Origin of the sequence: Endozoicomonas sp. SESOKO1 (genome assembly GCF_024606265.1) — a bacterium.
In the GTDB taxonomy this organism is placed as follows: domain Bacteria; phylum Pseudomonadota; class Gammaproteobacteria; order Pseudomonadales; family Endozoicomonadaceae; genus Endozoicomonas.
Window position 1 is genome coordinate 1 of sequence record NZ_JAHHPP010000344.1, and the last position, 18,369, is coordinate 18,369.

The following is an 18,369-nucleotide window of genomic DNA, read 5'->3' on the forward strand; positions in this document are numbered from 1 at the left end:
TGGGTCCCGAGTTCGACTCTTGGTGCCGGCACCATACACAGCAAAGCCCGAAGCGCTAGTATGCACTTCGGGCTTTTTGCTTTCTGCGATTCACTATAGGTTCTACTATAGGTTTTTTGCTCGCTACCCTATAGCGGCCACTCTATTTTCTCTTTTTCCCCTATATATTCTGGCTAAATGCACCGTTTCTGCACCTGCCTTACTTTTTATTGAGCCTATAGTGCTGGCGAAGCCATGGTTTACATTCGTGTATGAGAAATTGGAAGAGTCTATTTTTTTGGGGCTGCACCTATAGTTATTTTTAGCAAACACTATAGGTTTGAGTGGTGAGCGTCATTTGCTCTGATCTGGACATTAAGCACTCTTAGACTGGGTTCTAAATTTTGCAGGGGCTGAGTTGTGAGAAAAAGTTCTCATATCTCCTTGTGGATTTGAGTTCCTTTTTCTGGGGAGAGGGGGAACCTGAACCACAGGTCATCTCCATAAGCCCTGTTTTATGTAAGGGACGTTCTACCACACCAGCATTCCCAGTAGTTATATCAGATACTGCTGATTGCAAGATGATGGGCATATCTCTGACGACTCCATGCAGATTTCGGTTTGTCAGTGCAGGGAACTACTTTCTAGCAAAGATGGCAACTGCAATAGCGGCCAATAAATCCAGCTTATCTGGAGAGTGGTATGGTTTGATAAAGAACACCTTACCGATAAACGGCAGGACTACGCCAAAACAGAGTGAGTAAATGAAACAGAACCGACTTGGTCAATTCAACCCATGACTACTCTTTACCTCTACGTAGGTCGCCATCAGGTCTTCCTTACATTGCTATAAAACTGGAAGCAACAGTAAGGAAAGGAGATTATGGCCGACAAGTCGACGATAGCAGTAAGTCGATTTCTCCTTCTTAAGCTGAGTCAACATCCGTGGCAGTGCGGCTGGATGTCGTCATAAGTAGCTGTGTTACTAAGGTGAGTAGTTGCATTAATTCGTCAGGGATCAATCTGAATCTCGCCGGTTCCAATATTATACAAAACGACACTCACGCCTATTAAAAGCGACATCAAGCCCCAAATAGCCCAGAGGCTGCCAACAATAAGAGCGGGATATAATAAGAATCCTGCTGTCACAAAGGATAAACCTGAAAAAACATACGCCACATATTGGCGGTGGGCTGGTGCAACCTTGGCTCCAACATAAACAAATACTGCCCCCATCACAGCATGGGAAATAAACTCGATAAAAGCTCTGGAAGTTAGGGAATCTGGGTCTATCCCCTGCATTCCCATGGTAATTCGATTGAGAACAGAAATGAGTAGCCAGGCTAACCATGAGGCTAAAACTGCCGCAGGCAGACAAAAAATCCAACGCAATGTATTTTGCATAGCTTATTCTTCTTGATTAGTATTTTTATCCTGACAATTCCTTATGAACTGATGTAGACATCACGCTACAAACGCCCCTCAAGCCTAAATCCGATGATTTCAAACACGGTATCCAAGGCCATGGCAATCAACAGTCCAATGCCTATACCTGTGAACCATGGGTCAAAGTAGATAGCTGCACAGACAGTTATACCCGTTTCTATAAATGGGAATTTAATAACTCCTGAGGCCACATTCATAAATACAGTGAAAGCTGCTACGAAGACTCCGGTCCAAAATAAGGGTGCAACTTCACTAAAATAACCGATGGCTCCCAGCGTTGGCCCTGTAGCCGTAAGGATAAGAACAGGATTCATAACCTATCCTCAAACTTCCTTTTAGTTTCTGCTGACATGGGTTGCTTCCCCGTCAGCTCGGCCACTTCCCGGTCACTGGCAAAAATCGCTGTTTTTAATGATGGCCAACCAAACATAAGAAGAGGCACACCAACCACATATCCCCAGATTCCAGAAAGGGTGGTTAAAGCCCATATAGCTGCCAGAATTCCACCCACACCCATAATGAAAGGCACATACCTGTTAGTTTTCATAGGTTTTCTCATCAAGACTATTGTGATGAGTTATGTCGGCGAAATTATCTTTGAGTAAACCAAAACCAAAACCAAAACCGCACGTGTACCACCCCCCAACGCTCAAAAAACAGCACAGGGAAGTTATGTCCAGCATACCGGGTACCTCCCCCCCCCCCATCATTTCTCCCTGAGCCGACCAATCAACCTGGATACCTGTCCGCTCTGCCACCGGTTCCCCCGGCTGGTGAGAATACCTGCACGATTGAGTGCATCAGCAATCAGCCGAGTTGTTTTACCCTGTTCAACCATTGGCAGGACGAGCGCTTTAAGCCGATCCGCTCGATACTGAGCTTGTTGCCGGGCTGCCTGATTACGCTTGTGGGTTGCATCCCTCAGGCCACCCAGTTGAGTACCCCGAGCTTTAGCCTCCTTCAGTGCTGCTTTGGTTCTGGCCGAAATAAAATCACGCTCCTGCTCTGCCAGCGCTGCATAAATGTGAAGCTGGAACTTATCGGCATTGGGCATACAGGCCACTTTCAAACTTAGCCGTTTGTCGTCCAGTAACGAGGCAATAAAAGAGACTTTCCTGCTCAACCGGTCCAGCTTGGAAACCAGCAGTGTGGCACCGGTCTTTCTGGCCATATCCATGGCTTTGCCCAGCTCAGGCCGGTCATCATGAGTACCGCTCTCGACATCCACGAAAGAGCCAAGCAACTCATAATTGCCAGGTTCATAATTCTGGAGATAAAGACTGATATCCCGATCCTGCGCCTCAAGGCCAAGGCCGGAATCCCCCTGCTTACGGGTAGAAACTCTGCGATAGACGACGTACTGCACAACCATCCTCTGACATCTTTATTTTTATTGGTATAAACAGTTATAGATGGTTTGCTACAAACAACAACGTCCGTTGTGCATGTGGCAAGGGTTAATCGTCGCCGCCACCGAAATCCTGAATGAAGTTCACCTGTGTTATCGGCCCCTCATTCTTGCGATAATCACCATCCATCTTGTTCAGCTCGCTAATGGCTGCGGTGGCGGCCCTGGGGTTACGCATCTTGAGCTGACCCTCATCATCAGCGATGACCTGGGCATTGAACTGGGCGATTCGCCAGAGGGTATCCCGCTTACTTTCTGCGGTAATAAGTGCTTCCTGCTGAAGCGCATCAGTGCGCTCTGCAATGGCATTTAAAACCTCATCATTTTTCAACATTCTATTCCCCTGCGTATGGGCTGAACGTTCACTGTAACCCGCCTCACGAGCCGCTCGGGTCGCATTACCATCCATCAGGTAAGCATTTACAAAGCGTTCCTGCTTTACGTTCACGGTTCACCTCCTGTGTTGCATTCATCCCTGAATGGGTAGTCAGGATCACTGATGATAAGATCCCGCAATGCAGTCAGGTTGCGATACTGCCCAGTGCTGAGATCCATCAGGTCCTCCGGCGTAAAGTATTTCAATACCAGTAGCTCGGGTGTGACCGCAAGGCCGTTGGAGATAAACCGCAAGGCCTCTTTCACCACGAGAATATCAAACCCATCCTGCGTAATAAGACTGACCAGCTCAGGCTTGTAATACCGGAACAGGTCAGTAACCGGGGTAAGTACGGACTTGGGACCAACGGCTTTCAGAATCCCCGTAGAGTCGACCGCTAAACGAACACCCTGCAATTCCAGATAGGTCAGTAACTGCAATGGAGTCATAGTCATATGGCCAGCTCTATCTGCTCATCATCGTCAGACTTATTTTCAGCTTCGCGATGTGCACAACAGTCACCATGTGCGCTGGAAACAGGCCAATCAGGTCTCTCTGGTGTATGTTGATCAGATGGTTGTGCACCATATGCATTCACTGGAACAGTAGAGAGCGCCATCGGTGCATGTGGTGGATGTCGTGCACTTTGATCTATGGGTTTATAAATGATTTCAACGGTGCGCCCCTGACGCTGCTTGCCAGTGAAGCTCACCGTTATCCCCATGAGCTTGAGCGCACTCTGTTCCCGACGAAGCACATTGCCAAATCCTCGCGGACTCTTTGGCCATCCATGGTAATCGGACTTGAAACTGCCTAAACGATGGAATAGTTGGCTGACAATGCCACTGAATACCACACCCTCCCCATACTGCTGGCAGAATGCCATCAGGGTATTGGCCACCGGGCTGCCCTCAAGACTGCTGGTGATCAGTGCATGGCTATTGCGCTGAAAAATGGCCATAAAAGGAAGCTTACTCTCCAGGACCTGGCAGACAGCCTCACCAAGCAAGGCGAAGTCAGCCATCCGGGGTAACTCATCAATATGGACATCTGGCAAGCGCTTGAGTGCATCAGCAAGTAATTGCAGCAATGACCCCAGCAGAGAAGGTTGAGCCTTAACGAACCTCTGCTTCAGGTCGGTCTCACTGGTTCGTTTTTCAGGCAGGAGAGGTGGAAGTTCAGTACTGATACAGCGATCAATCAAATCAAGCCGGGTGGCCACAGGTGTTATACCGTTGATGATTTGAGGTCGCAGGGCGCTCAGAACCGTTTCATCAGCATTAGAGTATGCCGTTCGTTTCACAAAAGCCGCACCGGTACAGAGCTGACACAGTAAGTCCTGCTGATCATCGGTCAGATGACTGACATTATCATAGGTCAGTATCCAGTTGGCCTGGGCACTGACAAACAACGCTTCATCCTGCCTGGAGATACGACGCAGAGATGCGGTATTGGGGTCAATAAGCCCCCGCAATACCCGAGTGGTTTCACTCTTTCCACGACCATGGCCACCAAGAAGCTCCAGTACCAGCTTTTGCGTATTTTGCCTGTAACAATCGAGTATCCAGGTTAAGACCAAAAGACGATCTTCCTCAGATACATTCATCAATTGCCATAGCTCGTTGATATCACCACCGTCAACAGGTACTGGTAAGGGCTGCATCGTATCGGACCGGATAAACTTCACTGGGCTGACAGGCAAAACCTGCCAACCCGCCGAGGATATTTCTACAACACTCCAGTCATCGTTACAGAGGTCCAGATAATAGTGATCATCAGCATAAGCGGTGCGGATAAAAACAGAGTGCTTCACACCCTCAAGAGCGGCAAAGCCAGCCAACTGCTCACAGGATTCGCTGATGACATCCTTCTTCGCCACTTTCTGACAAGCCTGGTAGTGCCAATGATTTAAAGTCTTGCGAAATGCGCTGGTCTCAACTCCCCAGGTCTCTCGAATACCACGGCTATTACTGAATGAGGCATAGGCTTTCCCGGCTTCATCGGTGAATAGATCACAGTTGGCTCTGGCCAAAGTGATTATCCGATCCAGAACTGAGGCATTGGGAGCCGCCGAAGCGGCAGACTCCATCAATGATTGAAGTGAATCCTGGCTGTCATTTTTTTTACTCATGGTCCACTCCTTTAGGAACCAGCCAGTCGTTAAAATCTGTACCCGGCTGACCCTCGCTGAAAGGAGGCCAGAGTATGTTTCCATTTACCGCAAGTGCCGCTTTCATAGCCTGGGTAATGCCCGGATTTCCCGGCGTTTGGCGGTCATTATCGGCCATCATCATAATGTAAGATCCGTAAGCCTCTTTAATGGCCTTTGCTGCATGGATCAGGTTTCCGGCGTTAAAAGCAATAAACACGGGATTGCCGAGAACATTGAAGATTGACGCGCCGGTGGCGTACCCCTCACAGACCATCAATGTGCCTTTTGTCCCCGGATCGCCAATCAAGTGGAAACAACCACGTACACGCCCACCTTTGGCAAACCACTTTTTGCCACTGGGTTCGATGAACTGAACACTCCAGATTTTCCCGCTGGCGTCCCTGAGTGGTACCAGCAGGTTATCCCCAGTCTGACGAAGCCCGTAGGCTGATACCCGTTTGTCGATCAGGTATGGGTGATCCTTGTCGGCTATGGGAGAACCTTCCCAGAGGCTTTTGACATTACGGGCAGTCACTGAGTATTGCCGCAACTGCTCAACCGCAGCCTTGGACTGAGCTTCCTGAATGGCACGCTGCCGCTGTTGCCGTTCGTGGGCTGATAATGTTTGCAGCTCTGCATTGTGAACGACCACCTGCTGGGAAGTTTTCCATGATCCTGCAACCATGACCTCTGAGCCATGCAGTACATACCAGCCATTTTTGCTACCAACCCGGTCGCCCATGACGCAGTAGCGATGGATTTTGCCATCATTGATAAAGTTAATAGGCTTGGCAGGGGAAAGAGCGTTGTCTGCCAGGACAGCCAGGTACTTTTCCGGAAAGTTCATGATCAGACCTCCCGCTCCTGAATGCGTTGTTCAGCCCAGGCTTCCACCTCAGACCAAATCCAGCGGGCTCCTCCACCAGGGAGATATACGGGAGCGGGGAATTTTTTCTCTGCCAGAAGCCGGTAGAGGGTCGCGCGGCTAAGGTCCAGATGGTCTAAAATTTTTTGTCGCCTAACCATCTTGGATGGAGGAAGCGCTGGTACCTGTATATTTTCAGGTTGCACTTGTGAGCTTAAAGGTTTGCTGATATGTGGGGTTCCAGGCAACTGAGTACCAATATTGGTATCAGGCGAAGGTTTCATATTGGCTTTTTTCATATTCCGCCTCTGAGTGGAAAAATAAAACTCTCAGAGCAAAACAGCATTCTCTGTACAGCAAGAGGCATAATAAGACAGGAAAAACCTGTAATACCTGTATACAGGTCAATTTACAGGTATAAATTTTTTTAAAGCCAAAAAATGTGCTTATAAAACAGTGGGATATACACCTCTACTTTTTATTGCTTTTGACAGAGTGTAATCATTCTTAATTTGTTCCTTAACCAGATTCTTACTAAAAGACCATCTCATTATATCGATCAAAAGAATCATATTTTTTGCCGATGGTGTATCGCCTGTATACCGGGAGGGAAAATCTTTACCTCTCCAGGAGAAAAGCTTTGTACATGATTTCCACCGGTGGCCATCATGCAATGGAAGTAATTTTGTAAAAAGCCAAAATTGCCCTTGGGAGCCTATCCAGTTCAGCCTTCCTTCTCCGTACTTAAGAACTCGTTCGAAGCAATCTCGATTGACTGATTCAACAAGCTTCTCATAACTGCACAATTTAGTGTGTAGCTTGTAGAGACTCGCATGACTCAGAGAGCCCTGTCTGAAATGCAGAGCTTGCGGTGATCGGGCTCCATGGGCAAGAAAAACATCAATGGCCTCTTTAACCTGTCGTTCAGATTGCTCTAGGCAATCAAAGTCCAATGTATGCTCATCTTTCGCTAAATTTTCAAGCTGAAGTTGTAATGCGTGGGTAAAATGTACTATTCGATCTAGTTCATCCGATAGTTTCTTTTTTTTATCTTGAATATATTTATGGAGCAGTTTTTCCTGTAATGCTTCCAAGTCTTTTGCCATACGTCCTTAATCCTTGCCTAAACTGTATATAAATTGTCTTGCAGCTCTCTGAAGTATTTTTGTCAGTAAAGCTGTGCAGTATGAGCACATCAACAGACTAACAATTGACTTTACTCTCATACTTTCCTTCAATGCACACCATAAACCGGCGAAGGCAACGAAGGATAAACCCGGTAAATATGCTGATAAACCCCATCCGTCAAATGCTCAATATCCGCCTCCTCATAGTTACCCACTGGCAACCCGGTTTTGTCATCATACAGAAAATCATAAATCTGCTGACGGAGCGCATCACGGGCAGACTCTTTCTCCCGCCAGTTAGCCACTTTCAGCCGCTCACGCTTCAGGGTGGCCAGCAGTTCGGTGGCCACCTTCTTGATCGCGGCAATCTCTTTCTTGCTTAAATCGGGTTTCCTGAGAATGTCATACAGCGCCAGGGTCTCCTCATCCAGCCCTTCGCGAACGGCGCGGTTCTGCTCATCGTTCAGCTGGTCTGCCAGCTTCAGCAGCTCTTCAAAGGTTTTCTCAATCACTACCCGGTTCTTTTCCTGGTTGTACTCCTTCACCAGCCGCTCGTAATGATCCCGGTAATCGGTCCGCAGAGGGTTCTGAATCATTAGCTTATGCAGCCGCTGGTCAATGGCCGTTTTCAGGCTCTGAACGGTGGTGCGCTTCTGCTTTGAGGCTTCGAACTCACTTTTCAGCCGGTCAAAATCAATCTTGCTGATATCGTATAAACGGCTCTGGTCGTCCTCATCCCGAACCTCACTGCGGGTCTCAATGGCAGAGTCCACAATACCGTGCAGTTCCTGAATAATATGGGAGATATCCGCCTTTTCCTGATCCTGCTGCAACCGCTTGTAGACAATATTGATCGCATCCCGCTCATCCCGGTACTGCTGAACCCCGCTGACATTGATACAGGCCCGGAACAGCTTAAACACCTCCCGGGCCATAATGCCAAACTGCTTGCGGGTCTTGTCATTCTCATTGATCGCCTCTTTGGCTTCATCAATGGCCGCATTCAGGTCAAACCCGGTTTGCTTCAGCAGATCATCAAACTCAAATCCCTGCTGCTTAAGAAAGTTGCGGACAAAGGTAATCGCCTCGGCCAGTTTATCCAGCAGCTCGGTATTGGGGTGGTTCGGGTCCACTCCGCCATCATCTTTACCCCGGCCATCGTCGCCCCGTCCGGCAAAGGTACTCAACGCTTTGCGCAGGCTTTTCAGAATGCCGCAGTAATCGACAATCAGCCCGTTGCTCTTGCCTTCAGCCACCCGGTTAGCCCGGGCAATGGCCTGCATCAGCGTATGGGCCTTCAGCGGTTTATCCAGGTAGAGTGTCGAAAGCGTCGGCACATCAAACCCGGTTAGCCACATGGCACAGACAATGGCCACCCGAAAGGGATGATCCTTTTTCTTAAAGGCCTCTTCCATATTCAGTCGCTTGCCATCGGCCAGGGCAAAGCCCTCTTTCATCAGCTGGCGATGGGGGAGAATATCCAGGTGCCACTGTTTAAACTTCTGAACCTCTCCCTGCTCTTCCGACACCACTACGGCCATCAGGGTCTCTTTCATCCACTGAATCTGTCGTTTGCGCCAGATCTTATCCTGTTCATCCCTGGCGTTCTTCAGGTCGGCTTCCCGCTCCCGGATATGCTCTTCCCAGTAGAACATCACCAGCTTGTGCATACGGGCACAGGTCACTTTATCAATGCACACCATCATGGCCTTGCCGCTCTCCCAGCCGTTGGCATAATGGCGGACGAAATCCCGTGCAATCTGGTCCAGTCGGCTGGTAGCGGTGATGATGTGATAATCCCGTTTCAGTGCCCGCTCCAGGCGCTGCTCCACATTCACATCGTCAATTTCAAGCTTTTCCAGCTTCTCGGCAATCTTCTCATTCAACCCTTTGGGCGAGGCCACCGAATGCTCTTTGCCTTCGTCATCCTTAAACACCAGTTCCTCGCCCCGGGCATCGTAATAAAGAGGTACCGTGGCACCGTCCTCAACGGCCCGCTGGAAATCATAGGTGGAGACATAATCACCAAACACCTTGGCGGTAATCTGGTCATCGCTGAACAACGGCGTTCCGGTAAAGCCAATAAAGCTGGCGTTTGGCAGGGCGTCACGCATATTCAGCGACAGGGTGCCGTACTGGGTGCGGTGTGCTTCATCGGTCACCACAATAATGTCGTTACGGTTGGAATAGGGGACCGTTACCTTCTTGTTGAATTTCTGCACCAGCGTGAACACATAGTTCTTTTGTTGCCCCAGTAACTGTTGCAGGTCATTGCCACTGGCGGCAACACAGGGGTCTTGGTCATGGTTGACCAGCCCGCACCCGGCAAAAGTGCTGTAAATCTGGGTATCCAGATCATCCCGGTCCGTCACGATCAGAAAGGTAAAATTCCCACCCAGCTTGCGATGCACCTTGCGGGTAAAGAAGACAATGGAATAGGACTTGCCAGAACCCTGGGTATGCCAGAACACCCCAAGCTTCCGTTCCCGCGCTTCCCGCTCAACCACCGCCTGAACCGCTTCATTCACCCCCAGAAACTGATGGTTTCGTGCCACCACCTTAATTAACTCACCGGAACTCTCATCAAACAGGATAAAGTTCTCAAACAGGTCCATCAGGTTGGTTTTGCTACAGGTGCCTTTTAACAGTGTGGCCATATCCACCACACCCGGCTCCTCCTCGTGCAGACGTTTCCAGTTATTAAAATGTTCATACCGGCTGGTCAGGGAGCCGATTTTGGCTTCAATGCCATTGCCCAGCACAATAAAGGCATTGTGATGAAACAGATGGGGGATGGTGTCTTTATAGTCAGACAGGTTCTGGTCATAGGCGGCACGCAGCTCTTTATGGACATTCTTCAGCTCCATAAACACCAGCGGGATGCCATTGACAAAGCCGATAATATCCGCCCGTCGTCGGTAGATATCGCCCCGTACCCAGAATTCCCGCACCACCAGGAAATGGTTATTCTCCGGGTTGTCAAAATCAAACAGCCGCAGATACTTTTGCACCCGCTGCCCGTTTTCATCCTGACAGGTAACCTTCACCCCTTTTTTATGCAGTGCCGCTTTTTCCTGGTTGGCGGCCAGCATGGACGATGAACTGCTGATGCTGACCACCTCCTGCAATGCATCCCGATAGGCACTGTCGGGCAGGCCGGGGTTCAGTTTGATCAGTTGTTCTCCCAGATAGCGGGTCAGCACCACCTCTCTATCGGACTCACGACCAAGGGTGCCTTCTTTACCAAAAACCTCATTCTGGGCAAAGATTGACTCATTCCAGTTCAGGTCCTGAAGCAGAAAGTCTGCCGTGGGCTCTTGTGCCAGGGCATCCTCGGTCGTCCTTTTCATGGGGTTAGTTCTCCGTTCATCAGGCGTGGGAGTAGTAAATCCCGAGCGTTCGCCAGATTTTGATTAAATTTTGACAAGGTCGATAACTGTTTAAGAATGCCTTGAATCTGTTCATCAAATTGCAAAAGAAGGCGCTTATCTGGCAGCAATAAACTCGTTTTTGTCAGGTATTTCCAGTCTGCTCTGGGCATCTTTGATCCTTCTCTAACTGTCTTTGATGCCAATGATATAAAGAAGTCACTGGATAAATACATCAGTGTGAAACTGTATAACTCTTTGCTCTTGGCTTGTATCACTATTGCATCAGAGGAAGTTATGCCTGAGCACAATGTAAAGCCAATTTTGTGGAAATATGGCCTGATTTTGCCAAATAGTATGTCACCCTGATCAAACCAATATTTATTGCTGTTAACTTTTGCTGAGTTTTCCCAAAGGTTTAGAGTAATCGAACGTCGGGGCATATGTTCAAGGCCAATGTATGGCGTATCCACACCAAAGCTTTCTGGCTTTACAATTTTTTTCTTCTGCTGGCAAAGCTCCGAAAGAGTGATTCTGTACCACCCCTCCGGTACCCCATCCGTTATCTTGACATGCTCATGGCCGGGAAAGCGCAAGTGAACAAACCACTCCTGATAAAGCAGCCGGGCTGACTCTTCCAGTAACACAATACGACGACGGTTGTTTTTGATTAGATTGTCATACTCACATAATACTGCTGCAATCTGATTCTGGGTTTCTTCCTTTGGTATCCTTATTTCAACTTGTGCAAGCTGCTGTTTAGGAAGGTGCTTTATCGTCGAGCCTGTGAAATAAGGAGTGAACCCTCCTGATTTGCCAATATTCAGAAGGCTGTAATATAAAAAGGTACTATTTATCGCAGGTTTTGGACGTATCCGGTGAAGTGCTTTCTGTATCATTAAGCTTTGCTCTTCTTTCCATAAAGCACAACGACCGGGCTCTCCACCTTCACACATTATGATATCGCCTGCACGAATGGAGAAGCGTTCAAGCTCATGGCCTTCAAACCGCATAGTTCTAAGGTCTTTAAGGTCAAACTCTCCCCAGCGCACATTCAGATTTGCCAGATAAGGTAAGGGTTCACCTTTATTCTTTTTCTCATCAAGCATTTTGCCTAATGATAACTCTGCAACTTCATCCATCCTCCGAACGGCCCAACTCATACCCCCAACCCCTCAAAGTTACGGGCAATCCTAGCTGCCAACTCCACCGCTTCCTGATTCAGCCCTTCCAGCTCAATATGGATATCCTTAAGCGCTGCTTCAAAATCAAAATCCTCATCCACCGCTTCTGGTGCCACACCCACATACCGCCCCGGCGTCAGGCTCCAGTCGGCGGCTTCAATCTCTGCCAGTGTGACCAGCTTTACCAGCCCTGCCACATCACACAGGCGAGCTTCCGGGAAGCGGGACAATAACCAATGAGCCCGCTGGTGGCAGTAGCGCACCTGCTTAAACTGTTCAACCGCCACCTTACGCCACTCTTCAATGGCTTTGCCATTACGCTGCAATTCCGTGCGCCGTTTGCCCAGACCGTTGATCTCATCCTTCAGGGTTTTCAGCTTTTGCTCATGGCTGACCATGGCGGCTACATCGGCGGTACCGGATTTCATGGTCGCTGATAGTTCATTGGCCTCCCCATCCTTAGCCAGCAATTCTTCCCGAATTTGGCGGATTGCCTGTTGCGTCATACCTGTTGCCAGCTTAACGGCATGGTCCACATCCTTAATCAAATCACGACAGGTGTCGGCAAAAGGCTGGTAGGCCTGCTCAAGCTGATGCACGTCATCCAGCGGCAGGTCACTGGCTGCCGGATGGCAGGGAATAACCTGCTGCTTTAATCCGGCCAGGCTGGTGCAAAGCTGCTCAAGGGTGTGATTGAAACCCTCCAGATCAAGGTCAGGCGGCGTTTCCAGATCGGTCACGGCACCACGCAGGGTTTTCAGTTGGCGTTGCATTTTTACTGCACACCAAAGCAAACCCCGCTGATGTTGGGTGGGTAACAGTGCATCGGTCAAACGAATCAGGGTTTCATTCAGATACTCAATCACCAGCTTAATAAACCGCCGATACTCTCCCCGGTACAGCCAGACAATCGCGGTCAGGTTCTGCTGCTGCTCCGGGCTGAAGTCGAAAATCTTGCGGGTCACTTTGCGGTAGACATTACGGGCATCAATCATCAGCACCTTGTCTTTGTGCTGTGCCGGTTTTGCCTTATTCAAAAACCAGAGCTGGCAGGGCACCGAACGGGTGTAAAAGAAGTTACCCCGGATATCCACCATCACATCCACATCACCGGTCTTGACCAGATCGGCTCTCACCGTCGCTTCATCCCGCCCGGCGCTGGATGCCTGGGAGGACATAACAAAGCCCGCTTTGCCCGTGCTGTTCAAATAGCTGTAGAAATACTGAATCCACAGATAGTTGGCATTGGGCACCTTTTTGCTTTTGTTCTCTCCGGGCAGGCCGAAGGGCAGGCGAGGGTCATTCTTTACCTTGTCCGCCGCCACTTCATCCACATTAAACGGCGGATTGGCCATCACATAATCCACCGTGCCGAATAGCCCGGCATGAGGGTCTTTGTAGTAAGTGATGGCACTGTCGCCCCCTTCTACATTACCTTCCAGGCCATGCACCGCCAGATTCATTTTGGCCAGGCGAGTGGTCACGCGGTTTTTCTCATGACCAAAAAAGGTAAGCTGCTGAGGGTTCTGCTTGTGGCGCTCCATAAAGTGGGCGCTTTGCACAAACATACCGCCAGAGCCACAGGCCGGGTCAAAAATCTTGCCGTGGTCGGGTTCCAGAATATTAACGATCAACTGCACCAGTGACACCGGCGTAAAGAACTCACCGCCATCGTGCGCCCCCTGGTCAGCAAACTGGGTGAGGAAGTATTCATAGATACGGCCAAAAATATCACCGCTGGCTTTTTGCAGCTCTTCCGGGTTCAGGGTGTTCAGCAGGATTTTCAGAACATCGTTGGGAATATTGCGGTATTCCTGTTTGGGCAACTGACCTTCCAGGTTTTTGTATTCCGACTCGATGGACTCCATCGCCTGAATAATGGCACCACTGCGGTCGTCAGCATCGGTCAGGGCAACCAGATAATCGAACTGAGCTTCCGGCTTGAGGAAAATGGCCCCTTTCCCGGAAAAGTCCTCCTTGGTCACATCTCGGGTCTTGCCACCACGACTGGGAAGGCTGGCAACAATATCACGCCGTGCGGCAAGGAAGCGGCTGTAGGCATGACGCAGAAAAATCAGCCCCATTACCGGCAGAAAATATTCATTGCTTGCCAGTTCAGAATTACCACGCAACGTGTCAGCAGCCTTCCACAGGCGTTTTTCGATGGCTTCGATATTTTCCAGTTGGGACATGCTTTCTCCAAAGCGTTCAACGCAATTTTCAAGGCAATAATGGCAGCCCCGAATAAGAATATTGTTCGTGGAATGCTCAGAGCCTGCTCAGTGATGATGAAACGGATCATTCTACTGGTTGCAATGAAGGGGTTCTACAGTGACGTATTGTGCTTGTTGATCCATAGTTCCATAAAATGCTAACTTATCCTGTCCCGGCGATAGGGGCATCGCGCCGCCTATCCTCGTCTCTGTCACTCTGTGATCTATGGACGACCGTTAGTTGACTCGCTGTGCTTCACTATGGTCGCCTCCGTTGGTTTTAAAGTCATGCGCTTTGCGCTGGGTATGCCGGGATTCTGAGATGAGGAGGTAATTATGAAGAAATTCAATTACCGCCTGGCTCAGAAGCGTGTATTGCTTGCGATAAGCATTTTGAAACTGGTGCAAACCGGTGCTGAATGCTATTCCGAGTTACTTCCGCTTCTGAGCATGGCTTTTAACTACTCAAACAGATTCGGAGATTATGCCTTCACCCCCAAAATGGTCCAATAAGTTTCAGCTTCATTCTGGCTCCTGGGTTTTTGTACCAACCAGAGAATCGAAGGTGGGTGGCAGAATCATAAAAAGGTGTGTGGAGGGGTGTTGGTCCGCTCCCAATTATTATTATCATCTCCGACAGGGTGGCCATGTTGAAGCTATAAGGTCTCATACCTCGGGCCAGTTCTTTATTCATCTTGATATTTGTCAGTTTTTCTCGTCCATTAACAGAAGCCGTATTACCCGCTCATTGAAGTCTCGTTTAGGTTATGAGCGTGCCAGAGAGATAGCCATTGCCTCAACTGTACCGGCACCCAATACAGGTGGTTCAGCCCATATTCTGCCTTATGGCTTTGTGCAGTCCCCAATACTTGCATCAATATGCCTGCGTTACAGCAAATTGGGCTCAGCACTCCATGAGTTGAGCAAGGCAAAAAAAACGACGGTCAGTGTTTATGTTGACGACATCATTATTTCGACCCAGTCTCTGACAGAAGCTGAAGATGCTCTGGGTCAGGTGAAGGGCGCAGCAGAGAGATCAGGGTTTCCTTTAAACTCAGACAAGGAAGAAGGGCCAGCCCAGAAGATCACAGCTTTCAATATTGAGCTATCCCATTCCAAGTTAAGGATCAATGATCGGCGAATGTCCCTGTTCTTGCGTAACTATATGGAAGCAGTTAGTGAATATCAGCAAGATGGTATTGTGGGTTATATTGAGACAGTTAATCCGGAGCAGGCTGATTTTTCTCAAATCTGCGGCTAATATTCAGCATGTTTGATGTGAACTATCTGCACAAATTTTCTTCATTCAGTGAGCCTTTACAGAACCTGTTATCCTTGCAAAATAATCCTTTTTAAGGATTTTTTTGACAAGAAAGAAAAAAATCCTAAAATAGGATTTTCTGTTCAAGGTATGCAGTCATGAGAACTCCCAGAGAATCCGCACTTTTACTTGCTTTACTGTATAAGCGTTCTGGTAAGACCAGGGCCAGGGTTAGTGCATTAACCGTAAAAAGACTTTCGAAAAGACAATACTTGCGAACAGCTTTTATTGAGCAACTCATTATTGAACTTGACCATTTCGGCATTGTTCTTATTGAGTTAGATAGAGGTGGGTTTGGCCTTATTTCATCTTCAGCATTAAATGGAGCCCCTACCATCAAAGCAAAAAATTATCTTATGGAAGATCTAAATAGATTAAAGAAAGGTAAGATTGATTTTAATGACATACTTTATGAATTTAATCCTGAGCTGGCAGAAGATACAGAAGAAGAATTTTAAATAATGATCAATAATTTATTTTTGTGTATAAAGAATATCTATGTCAGAGCAATTTTGATTTGGATTATTGGTATTTTGTTGTCATTTGTAACCAAATCAGCTTTGCTTTCGATGATGACAATGTTTTATACAGGTATATTGCCGTTCATATTGGTTGTATTATGGCTTTCTAATTCAGAAACAGGTATGAAACTGAGAAGTCAAACCAAGAAATGGCATATAGGCATTACCATTTCATGGTTTGTCTTTATATACGGAATTTATGCCCGGAAATGGGCATCTAGCCAAATAAATGAGATATTTCTGATTGATGCCAGCAATCTTGGTATAACGTACAATACCCTTTCTCTATTGTTTACTCCTTTCGGATTAATTTACAACGAATCAGTAGTACCTTTTTTGTTTAATTTATTAGTTTATGTGGCAGTTTTAGGCGCAATGATTATGCCTTTTTTGATTGTTGCCTCTAAATCTACATTTAAAATAATCTCTTACTGTTTTGTCATGGTGTTATTGCTTTCATCTTTCATGGGTGGGATAGCAAGCTTAAGCTTTAATAAAGATTTGTTGATTAAGCAGTTTGCACTATGGGCTGACTTTGACTCAAATCATTTATGCACCGATGAATGGGCAAGATCGACAGAAAGTGTTGTTTTTTTAGGTGGTGATAAAGTTCTGGTGTATCAACCTGAGAATCAGAAAAACTCACAGTTTTCGGTAAAAACATGCAACTTTGAAAAAGTATTCTAGCCTAAAGCCGATGCACGTATTTGTCTGATAATTTTGGTTGTAAGTTTTGCGTTTTTCCACGAATAAGTGGGAGTCATGGCCTCCCCTCTGGATCTTGGATTTTCTTGCATTTGCTTGCAAATGATTACCTATTTATCGAACTAACATTTGCTCGGCTTTCCACTTCCTGCCAGTCAGCACACTGCTCAACCGCCGATCATACTGACGAATTGCCGCTCGCTTTCGAGGCAGATGGTGATGTCGGTCATAATGCTTCTTCACCACTCCAGTCTGATCATGAGACTGAAGCTGGTCATTATCTTCCGGACGGACACCGGCATCTGTAATAAGGTTGGTGATGGTTCGTCGGATATCCCGCGCCGTAAACTTTTCCGGTTCTGGCAGGTTTAACTCCATTGCTTTATTCGTGCGGTGGTTATGCCAATATTTAAAAACATTCTTCAGGCTATCCAGCCCCATCTCCTTGCCACCGACTGTATAGAAGGGGCCGGGTAAGTCGCTGTTATGGGCCTGGACGATCCGCATTATCCGGATAGCCCGAGCCGTAAACGGGATCACATGTTTTCTTGGCTTCGCTCTACCTTTGCGCTCGGTCAGGGTGATGGTTCGGCGTTCAAAGTCATAATCCTGCCAGGTTGACCGAATCAACATCTTCGGGCGTTGGCCCGCAGTGGCCACCATCATGCGAACCAGACAGGCTGCAATAATGCCGACTTTGTAACTATGGTGAATATTCAGGTAGAAGTCCTGAAGCTCATGGTCAGACAGCACTCGGTCATGGGTCTTCTCGGCAGCATTGTCTTTTTTGATCAGGCCCACAGGATTGTGTTCAAGGTTAAAGCGTTTGTTGCCCCGTCTGGCGGGATCGTAATCAGCATGAGCGCCATACTGGAAGGCAGCATGAAGCAGTGATCGAACTCGGTTGGCCTGAACCCTGGCATCCCGATCAACAATAGTGGCAATGATGTCGCAGATATCATCTGGCGTAATATCCCGAGCCTTCTTTTTGGCAATGGCTGGATAAGCCTGAATCACGTCTTTTTCCATGGAGCGTTTTGCTTCCTTGACACTGTCTTTCCCGTCCCGCTCCAACTGCTGGATATACCCGGCAATCAAATCCGCCAGCGAGCCACGGGTTGCCTCAATCTCCTTTTGCCGCTGAGCTTCAATCTGAGCAAGTCGGGCTTTTTCCGCTTCCAGCTCCAGATACTGCTTCAAATCCTGCTTACCAATTTCACGTTTAGTCTTGGCCAGATCATTTGCTTTTTCCCGGCATTCCTTCAGGGAGTAACCGGCATCTGCTTTAGATTCAGTAAAAGGCCCTATGTGAATCAATGTCGGACGATTACCAGAATAGTAACGGTAGTAACACTGCACATTACCCCGCTCCCGCCAGAACAACATGGCACCATTCCCACGCCCAAGAGACTCTGACCGGGTTTTCCCATCAGGAATATTTCGAACCTCTGCGTCCGTCAGTATTGTCATTATTCTCTGAACCTATTTAATTATTCACTATAGGGTAACACTATAGGTTAGAAGTGAGATTTCCTGAAACAGGAATGAACGTTCTGATAATCATTGATACGTTGAAATAAGTGGTATTACAGGGATTTACAAGCAAATTTCAACATAATGAACTAATTTGGTACTATGGTTTTTCCGGCCTTGTAATCAGTGGGTCCCGAGTTCGACTCTTGGTGCCGGCACCATACACAGCAA

At 47.9% G+C, this 18,369-nt stretch carries 18 protein-coding genes; 4 read left to right on the top strand and 14 right to left on the bottom strand.

All coding sequences use genetic code 11. From position 1 onward, the window contains the following. Window positions 1-990: 990 nt before the first annotated feature. The 13 genes from KDK13_RS15390 to KDK13_RS15450 all read right to left on the bottom strand — a co-directional run bounded on the left by KDK13_RS15390 (window position 991) and on the right by KDK13_RS15450 (window position 14,097). Window positions 991-1,383 carry a hypothetical protein gene (locus KDK13_RS15390; RefSeq protein ID WP_257285859.1) on the bottom strand — a complete coding sequence of 131 codons (393 nt, stop codon included), beginning with the start codon at window positions 1,381-1,383 and terminating at the stop codon, window positions 991-993. A gap of 65 nt (window positions 1,384-1,448) precedes the next feature. Next, window positions 1,449-1,739, bottom strand: coding sequence for a hypothetical protein (locus KDK13_RS15395; RefSeq protein WP_257285860.1), 291 nt, complete (start codon window positions 1,737-1,739; stop codon window positions 1,449-1,451). After that, window positions 1,736-1,972, bottom strand: a complete 237-nt coding sequence (locus KDK13_RS15400) for a hypothetical protein (RefSeq protein WP_257285861.1) — start codon at window positions 1,970-1,972, stop codon at window positions 1,736-1,738. Before KDK13_RS15400 ends, KDK13_RS15395 begins: the two co-directional genes overlap by 4 nt. Before the next feature lie 159 nt (window positions 1,973-2,131). Continuing rightward, the gene (locus KDK13_RS15405; protein WP_257285862.1) at window positions 2,132-2,797 is read right to left on the bottom strand and encodes a recombinase family protein; all 666 of its coding nucleotides are present in this window, start codon (window positions 2,795-2,797) and stop codon (window positions 2,132-2,134) included. Between the two features lie 85 nt (window positions 2,798-2,882). After that, window positions 2,883-3,281, bottom strand: coding sequence for a terminase small subunit (locus tag KDK13_RS15410; RefSeq protein WP_257285863.1), 399 nt, complete (start codon window positions 3,279-3,281; stop codon window positions 2,883-2,885). Then, window positions 3,278-3,664, bottom strand: a complete 387-nt coding sequence (locus tag KDK13_RS15415) for a hypothetical protein (RefSeq protein ID WP_257285864.1) — start codon at window positions 3,662-3,664, stop codon at window positions 3,278-3,280. Before KDK13_RS15415 ends, KDK13_RS15410 begins: the two co-directional genes overlap by 4 nt. Then, window positions 3,661-5,340, bottom strand: coding sequence for a hypothetical protein (locus KDK13_RS15420; RefSeq protein WP_257285865.1), 1,680 nt, complete (start codon window positions 5,338-5,340; stop codon window positions 3,661-3,663). The genes KDK13_RS15415 and KDK13_RS15420 overlap by 4 nt, the downstream gene beginning before the upstream one ends. Further along, a complete protein-coding gene (locus KDK13_RS15425) occupies window positions 5,333-6,208 on the bottom strand; it encodes a toprim domain-containing protein (protein WP_257285866.1) in 876 nt (291 codons plus the stop codon). The genes KDK13_RS15420 and KDK13_RS15425 overlap by 8 nt, the downstream gene beginning before the upstream one ends. Before the next feature lie 2 nt (window positions 6,209-6,210). Next, window positions 6,211-6,525 carry an AlpA family transcriptional regulator gene (locus KDK13_RS15430; protein WP_257285867.1) on the bottom strand — a complete coding sequence of 105 codons (315 nt, stop codon included), beginning with the start codon at window positions 6,523-6,525 and terminating at the stop codon, window positions 6,211-6,213. Window positions 6,526-6,672: 147 nt separating this feature from the next. Further along, the gene (locus KDK13_RS15435; protein ID WP_257285868.1) at window positions 6,673-7,332 is read right to left on the bottom strand and encodes a hypothetical protein; all 660 of its coding nucleotides are present in this window, start codon (window positions 7,330-7,332) and stop codon (window positions 6,673-6,675) included. Window positions 7,333-7,460: 128 nt separating this feature from the next. Further along, complete coding sequence (locus KDK13_RS15440) at window positions 7,461-10,703, bottom strand: type I restriction endonuclease subunit R (protein ID WP_257285869.1); 3,243 nt, start codon at window positions 10,701-10,703, stop codon at window positions 7,461-7,463. Further along, entirely contained in the window at window positions 10,700-11,884 is a 1,185-nt protein-coding gene (locus tag KDK13_RS15445; RefSeq protein ID WP_257285870.1) for a restriction endonuclease subunit S, read from the bottom strand. Before KDK13_RS15445 ends, KDK13_RS15440 begins: the two co-directional genes overlap by 4 nt. Continuing rightward, window positions 11,881-14,097, bottom strand: a complete 2,217-nt coding sequence (locus KDK13_RS15450; RefSeq protein WP_257285871.1) for an N-6 DNA methylase — start codon at window positions 14,095-14,097, stop codon at window positions 11,881-11,883. Before KDK13_RS15450 ends, KDK13_RS15445 begins: the two co-directional genes overlap by 4 nt. A 357-nt stretch (window positions 14,098-14,454) precedes the next feature. Here KDK13_RS15450 and KDK13_RS15455 point away from each other — a divergent pair, with 357 nt between their 5' ends. The 4 genes from KDK13_RS15455 (at window position 14,455) to KDK13_RS15470 (ending at window position 16,647) form a co-directional block, all read left to right on the top strand. After that, window positions 14,455-14,631: a hypothetical protein gene (locus tag KDK13_RS15455; protein ID WP_257285876.1), complete on the top strand. Its 177-nt coding sequence runs from the start codon at window positions 14,455-14,457 to the stop codon at window positions 14,629-14,631. After that, the gene (locus KDK13_RS15460; RefSeq protein ID WP_257285872.1) at window positions 14,603-15,379 is read left to right on the top strand and encodes a reverse transcriptase domain-containing protein; all 777 of its coding nucleotides are present in this window, start codon (window positions 14,603-14,605) and stop codon (window positions 15,377-15,379) included. Before KDK13_RS15455 ends, KDK13_RS15460 begins: the two co-directional genes overlap by 29 nt. Window positions 15,380-15,537: 158 nt before the next feature. Further along, window positions 15,538-15,897 carry a hypothetical protein gene (locus KDK13_RS15465; RefSeq protein WP_257285873.1) on the top strand — a complete coding sequence of 120 codons (360 nt, stop codon included), beginning with the start codon at window positions 15,538-15,540 and terminating at the stop codon, window positions 15,895-15,897. A gap of 3 nt (window positions 15,898-15,900) precedes the next feature. After that, window positions 15,901-16,647 carry a hypothetical protein gene (locus KDK13_RS15470; RefSeq protein WP_257285874.1) on the top strand — a complete coding sequence of 249 codons (747 nt, stop codon included), beginning with the start codon at window positions 15,901-15,903 and terminating at the stop codon, window positions 16,645-16,647. 132 nt (window positions 16,648-16,779) lie between these two features. Here KDK13_RS15470 and KDK13_RS15475 read toward each other — a convergent pair whose 3' ends face one another. After that, a complete protein-coding gene (locus tag KDK13_RS15475; RefSeq protein WP_257285875.1) occupies window positions 16,780-18,135 on the bottom strand; it encodes an integrase family protein in 1,356 nt (451 codons plus the stop codon). Between the last annotated feature and the right edge of the window lie 234 nt (window positions 18,136-18,369).

Bases quoted from the DNA above. Each gene is read 5' to 3' on its own strand.
- KDK13_RS15395 (WP_257285860.1), bottom strand. From the start codon at position 1,739: ATGAATCCTGTTCTTATCCTTACGGCTACAGGGCCAACGCTGGGAGCC.
- KDK13_RS15440 (WP_257285869.1), bottom strand. From the start codon at position 10,703: ATGAAAAGGACGACCGAGGATGCCCTGGCACAAGAGCCCACGGCAGAC.
- KDK13_RS15400 (WP_257285861.1), bottom strand. From the start codon at position 1,972: ATGAAAACTAACAGGTATGTGCCTTTCATTATGGGTGTGGGTGGAATT.
- KDK13_RS15475 (WP_257285875.1), bottom strand. From the start codon at position 18,135: ATGACAATACTGACGGACGCAGAGGTTCGAAATATTCCTGATGGGAAA.
- KDK13_RS15455 (WP_257285876.1), top strand. From the start codon at position 14,455: ATGAAGAAATTCAATTACCGCCTGGCTCAGAAGCGTGTATTGCTTGCG.
- KDK13_RS15405 (WP_257285862.1), bottom strand. From the start codon at position 2,797: ATGGTTGTGCAGTACGTCGTCTATCGCAGAGTTTCTACCCGTAAGCAG.
- KDK13_RS15430 (WP_257285867.1), bottom strand. From the start codon at position 6,525: ATGAAAAAAGCCAATATGAAACCTTCGCCTGATACCAATATTGGTACT.
- KDK13_RS15435 (WP_257285868.1), bottom strand. From the start codon at position 7,332: ATGGCAAAAGACTTGGAAGCATTACAGGAAAAACTGCTCCATAAATAT.
- KDK13_RS15425 (WP_257285866.1), bottom strand. From the start codon at position 6,208: ATGAACTTTCCGGAAAAGTACCTGGCTGTCCTGGCAGACAACGCTCTT.
- KDK13_RS15390 (WP_257285859.1), bottom strand. From the start codon at position 1,383: ATGCAAAATACATTGCGTTGGATTTTTTGTCTGCCTGCGGCAGTTTTA.
- KDK13_RS15465 (WP_257285873.1), top strand. From the start codon at position 15,538: ATGAGAACTCCCAGAGAATCCGCACTTTTACTTGCTTTACTGTATAAG.
- KDK13_RS15450 (WP_257285871.1), bottom strand. From the start codon at position 14,097: ATGTCCCAACTGGAAAATATCGAAGCCATCGAAAAACGCCTGTGGAAG.
- KDK13_RS15460 (WP_257285872.1), top strand. From the start codon at position 14,603: ATGCCTTCACCCCCAAAATGGTCCAATAAGTTTCAGCTTCATTCTGGC.
- KDK13_RS15445 (WP_257285870.1), bottom strand. From the start codon at position 11,884: ATGAGTTGGGCCGTTCGGAGGATGGATGAAGTTGCAGAGTTATCATTA.
- KDK13_RS15415 (WP_257285864.1), bottom strand. From the start codon at position 3,664: ATGACTATGACTCCATTGCAGTTACTGACCTATCTGGAATTGCAGGGT.
- KDK13_RS15470 (WP_257285874.1), top strand. From the start codon at position 15,901: ATGATCAATAATTTATTTTTGTGTATAAAGAATATCTATGTCAGAGCA.
- KDK13_RS15420 (WP_257285865.1), bottom strand. From the start codon at position 5,340: ATGAGTAAAAAAAATGACAGCCAGGATTCACTTCAATCATTGATGGAG.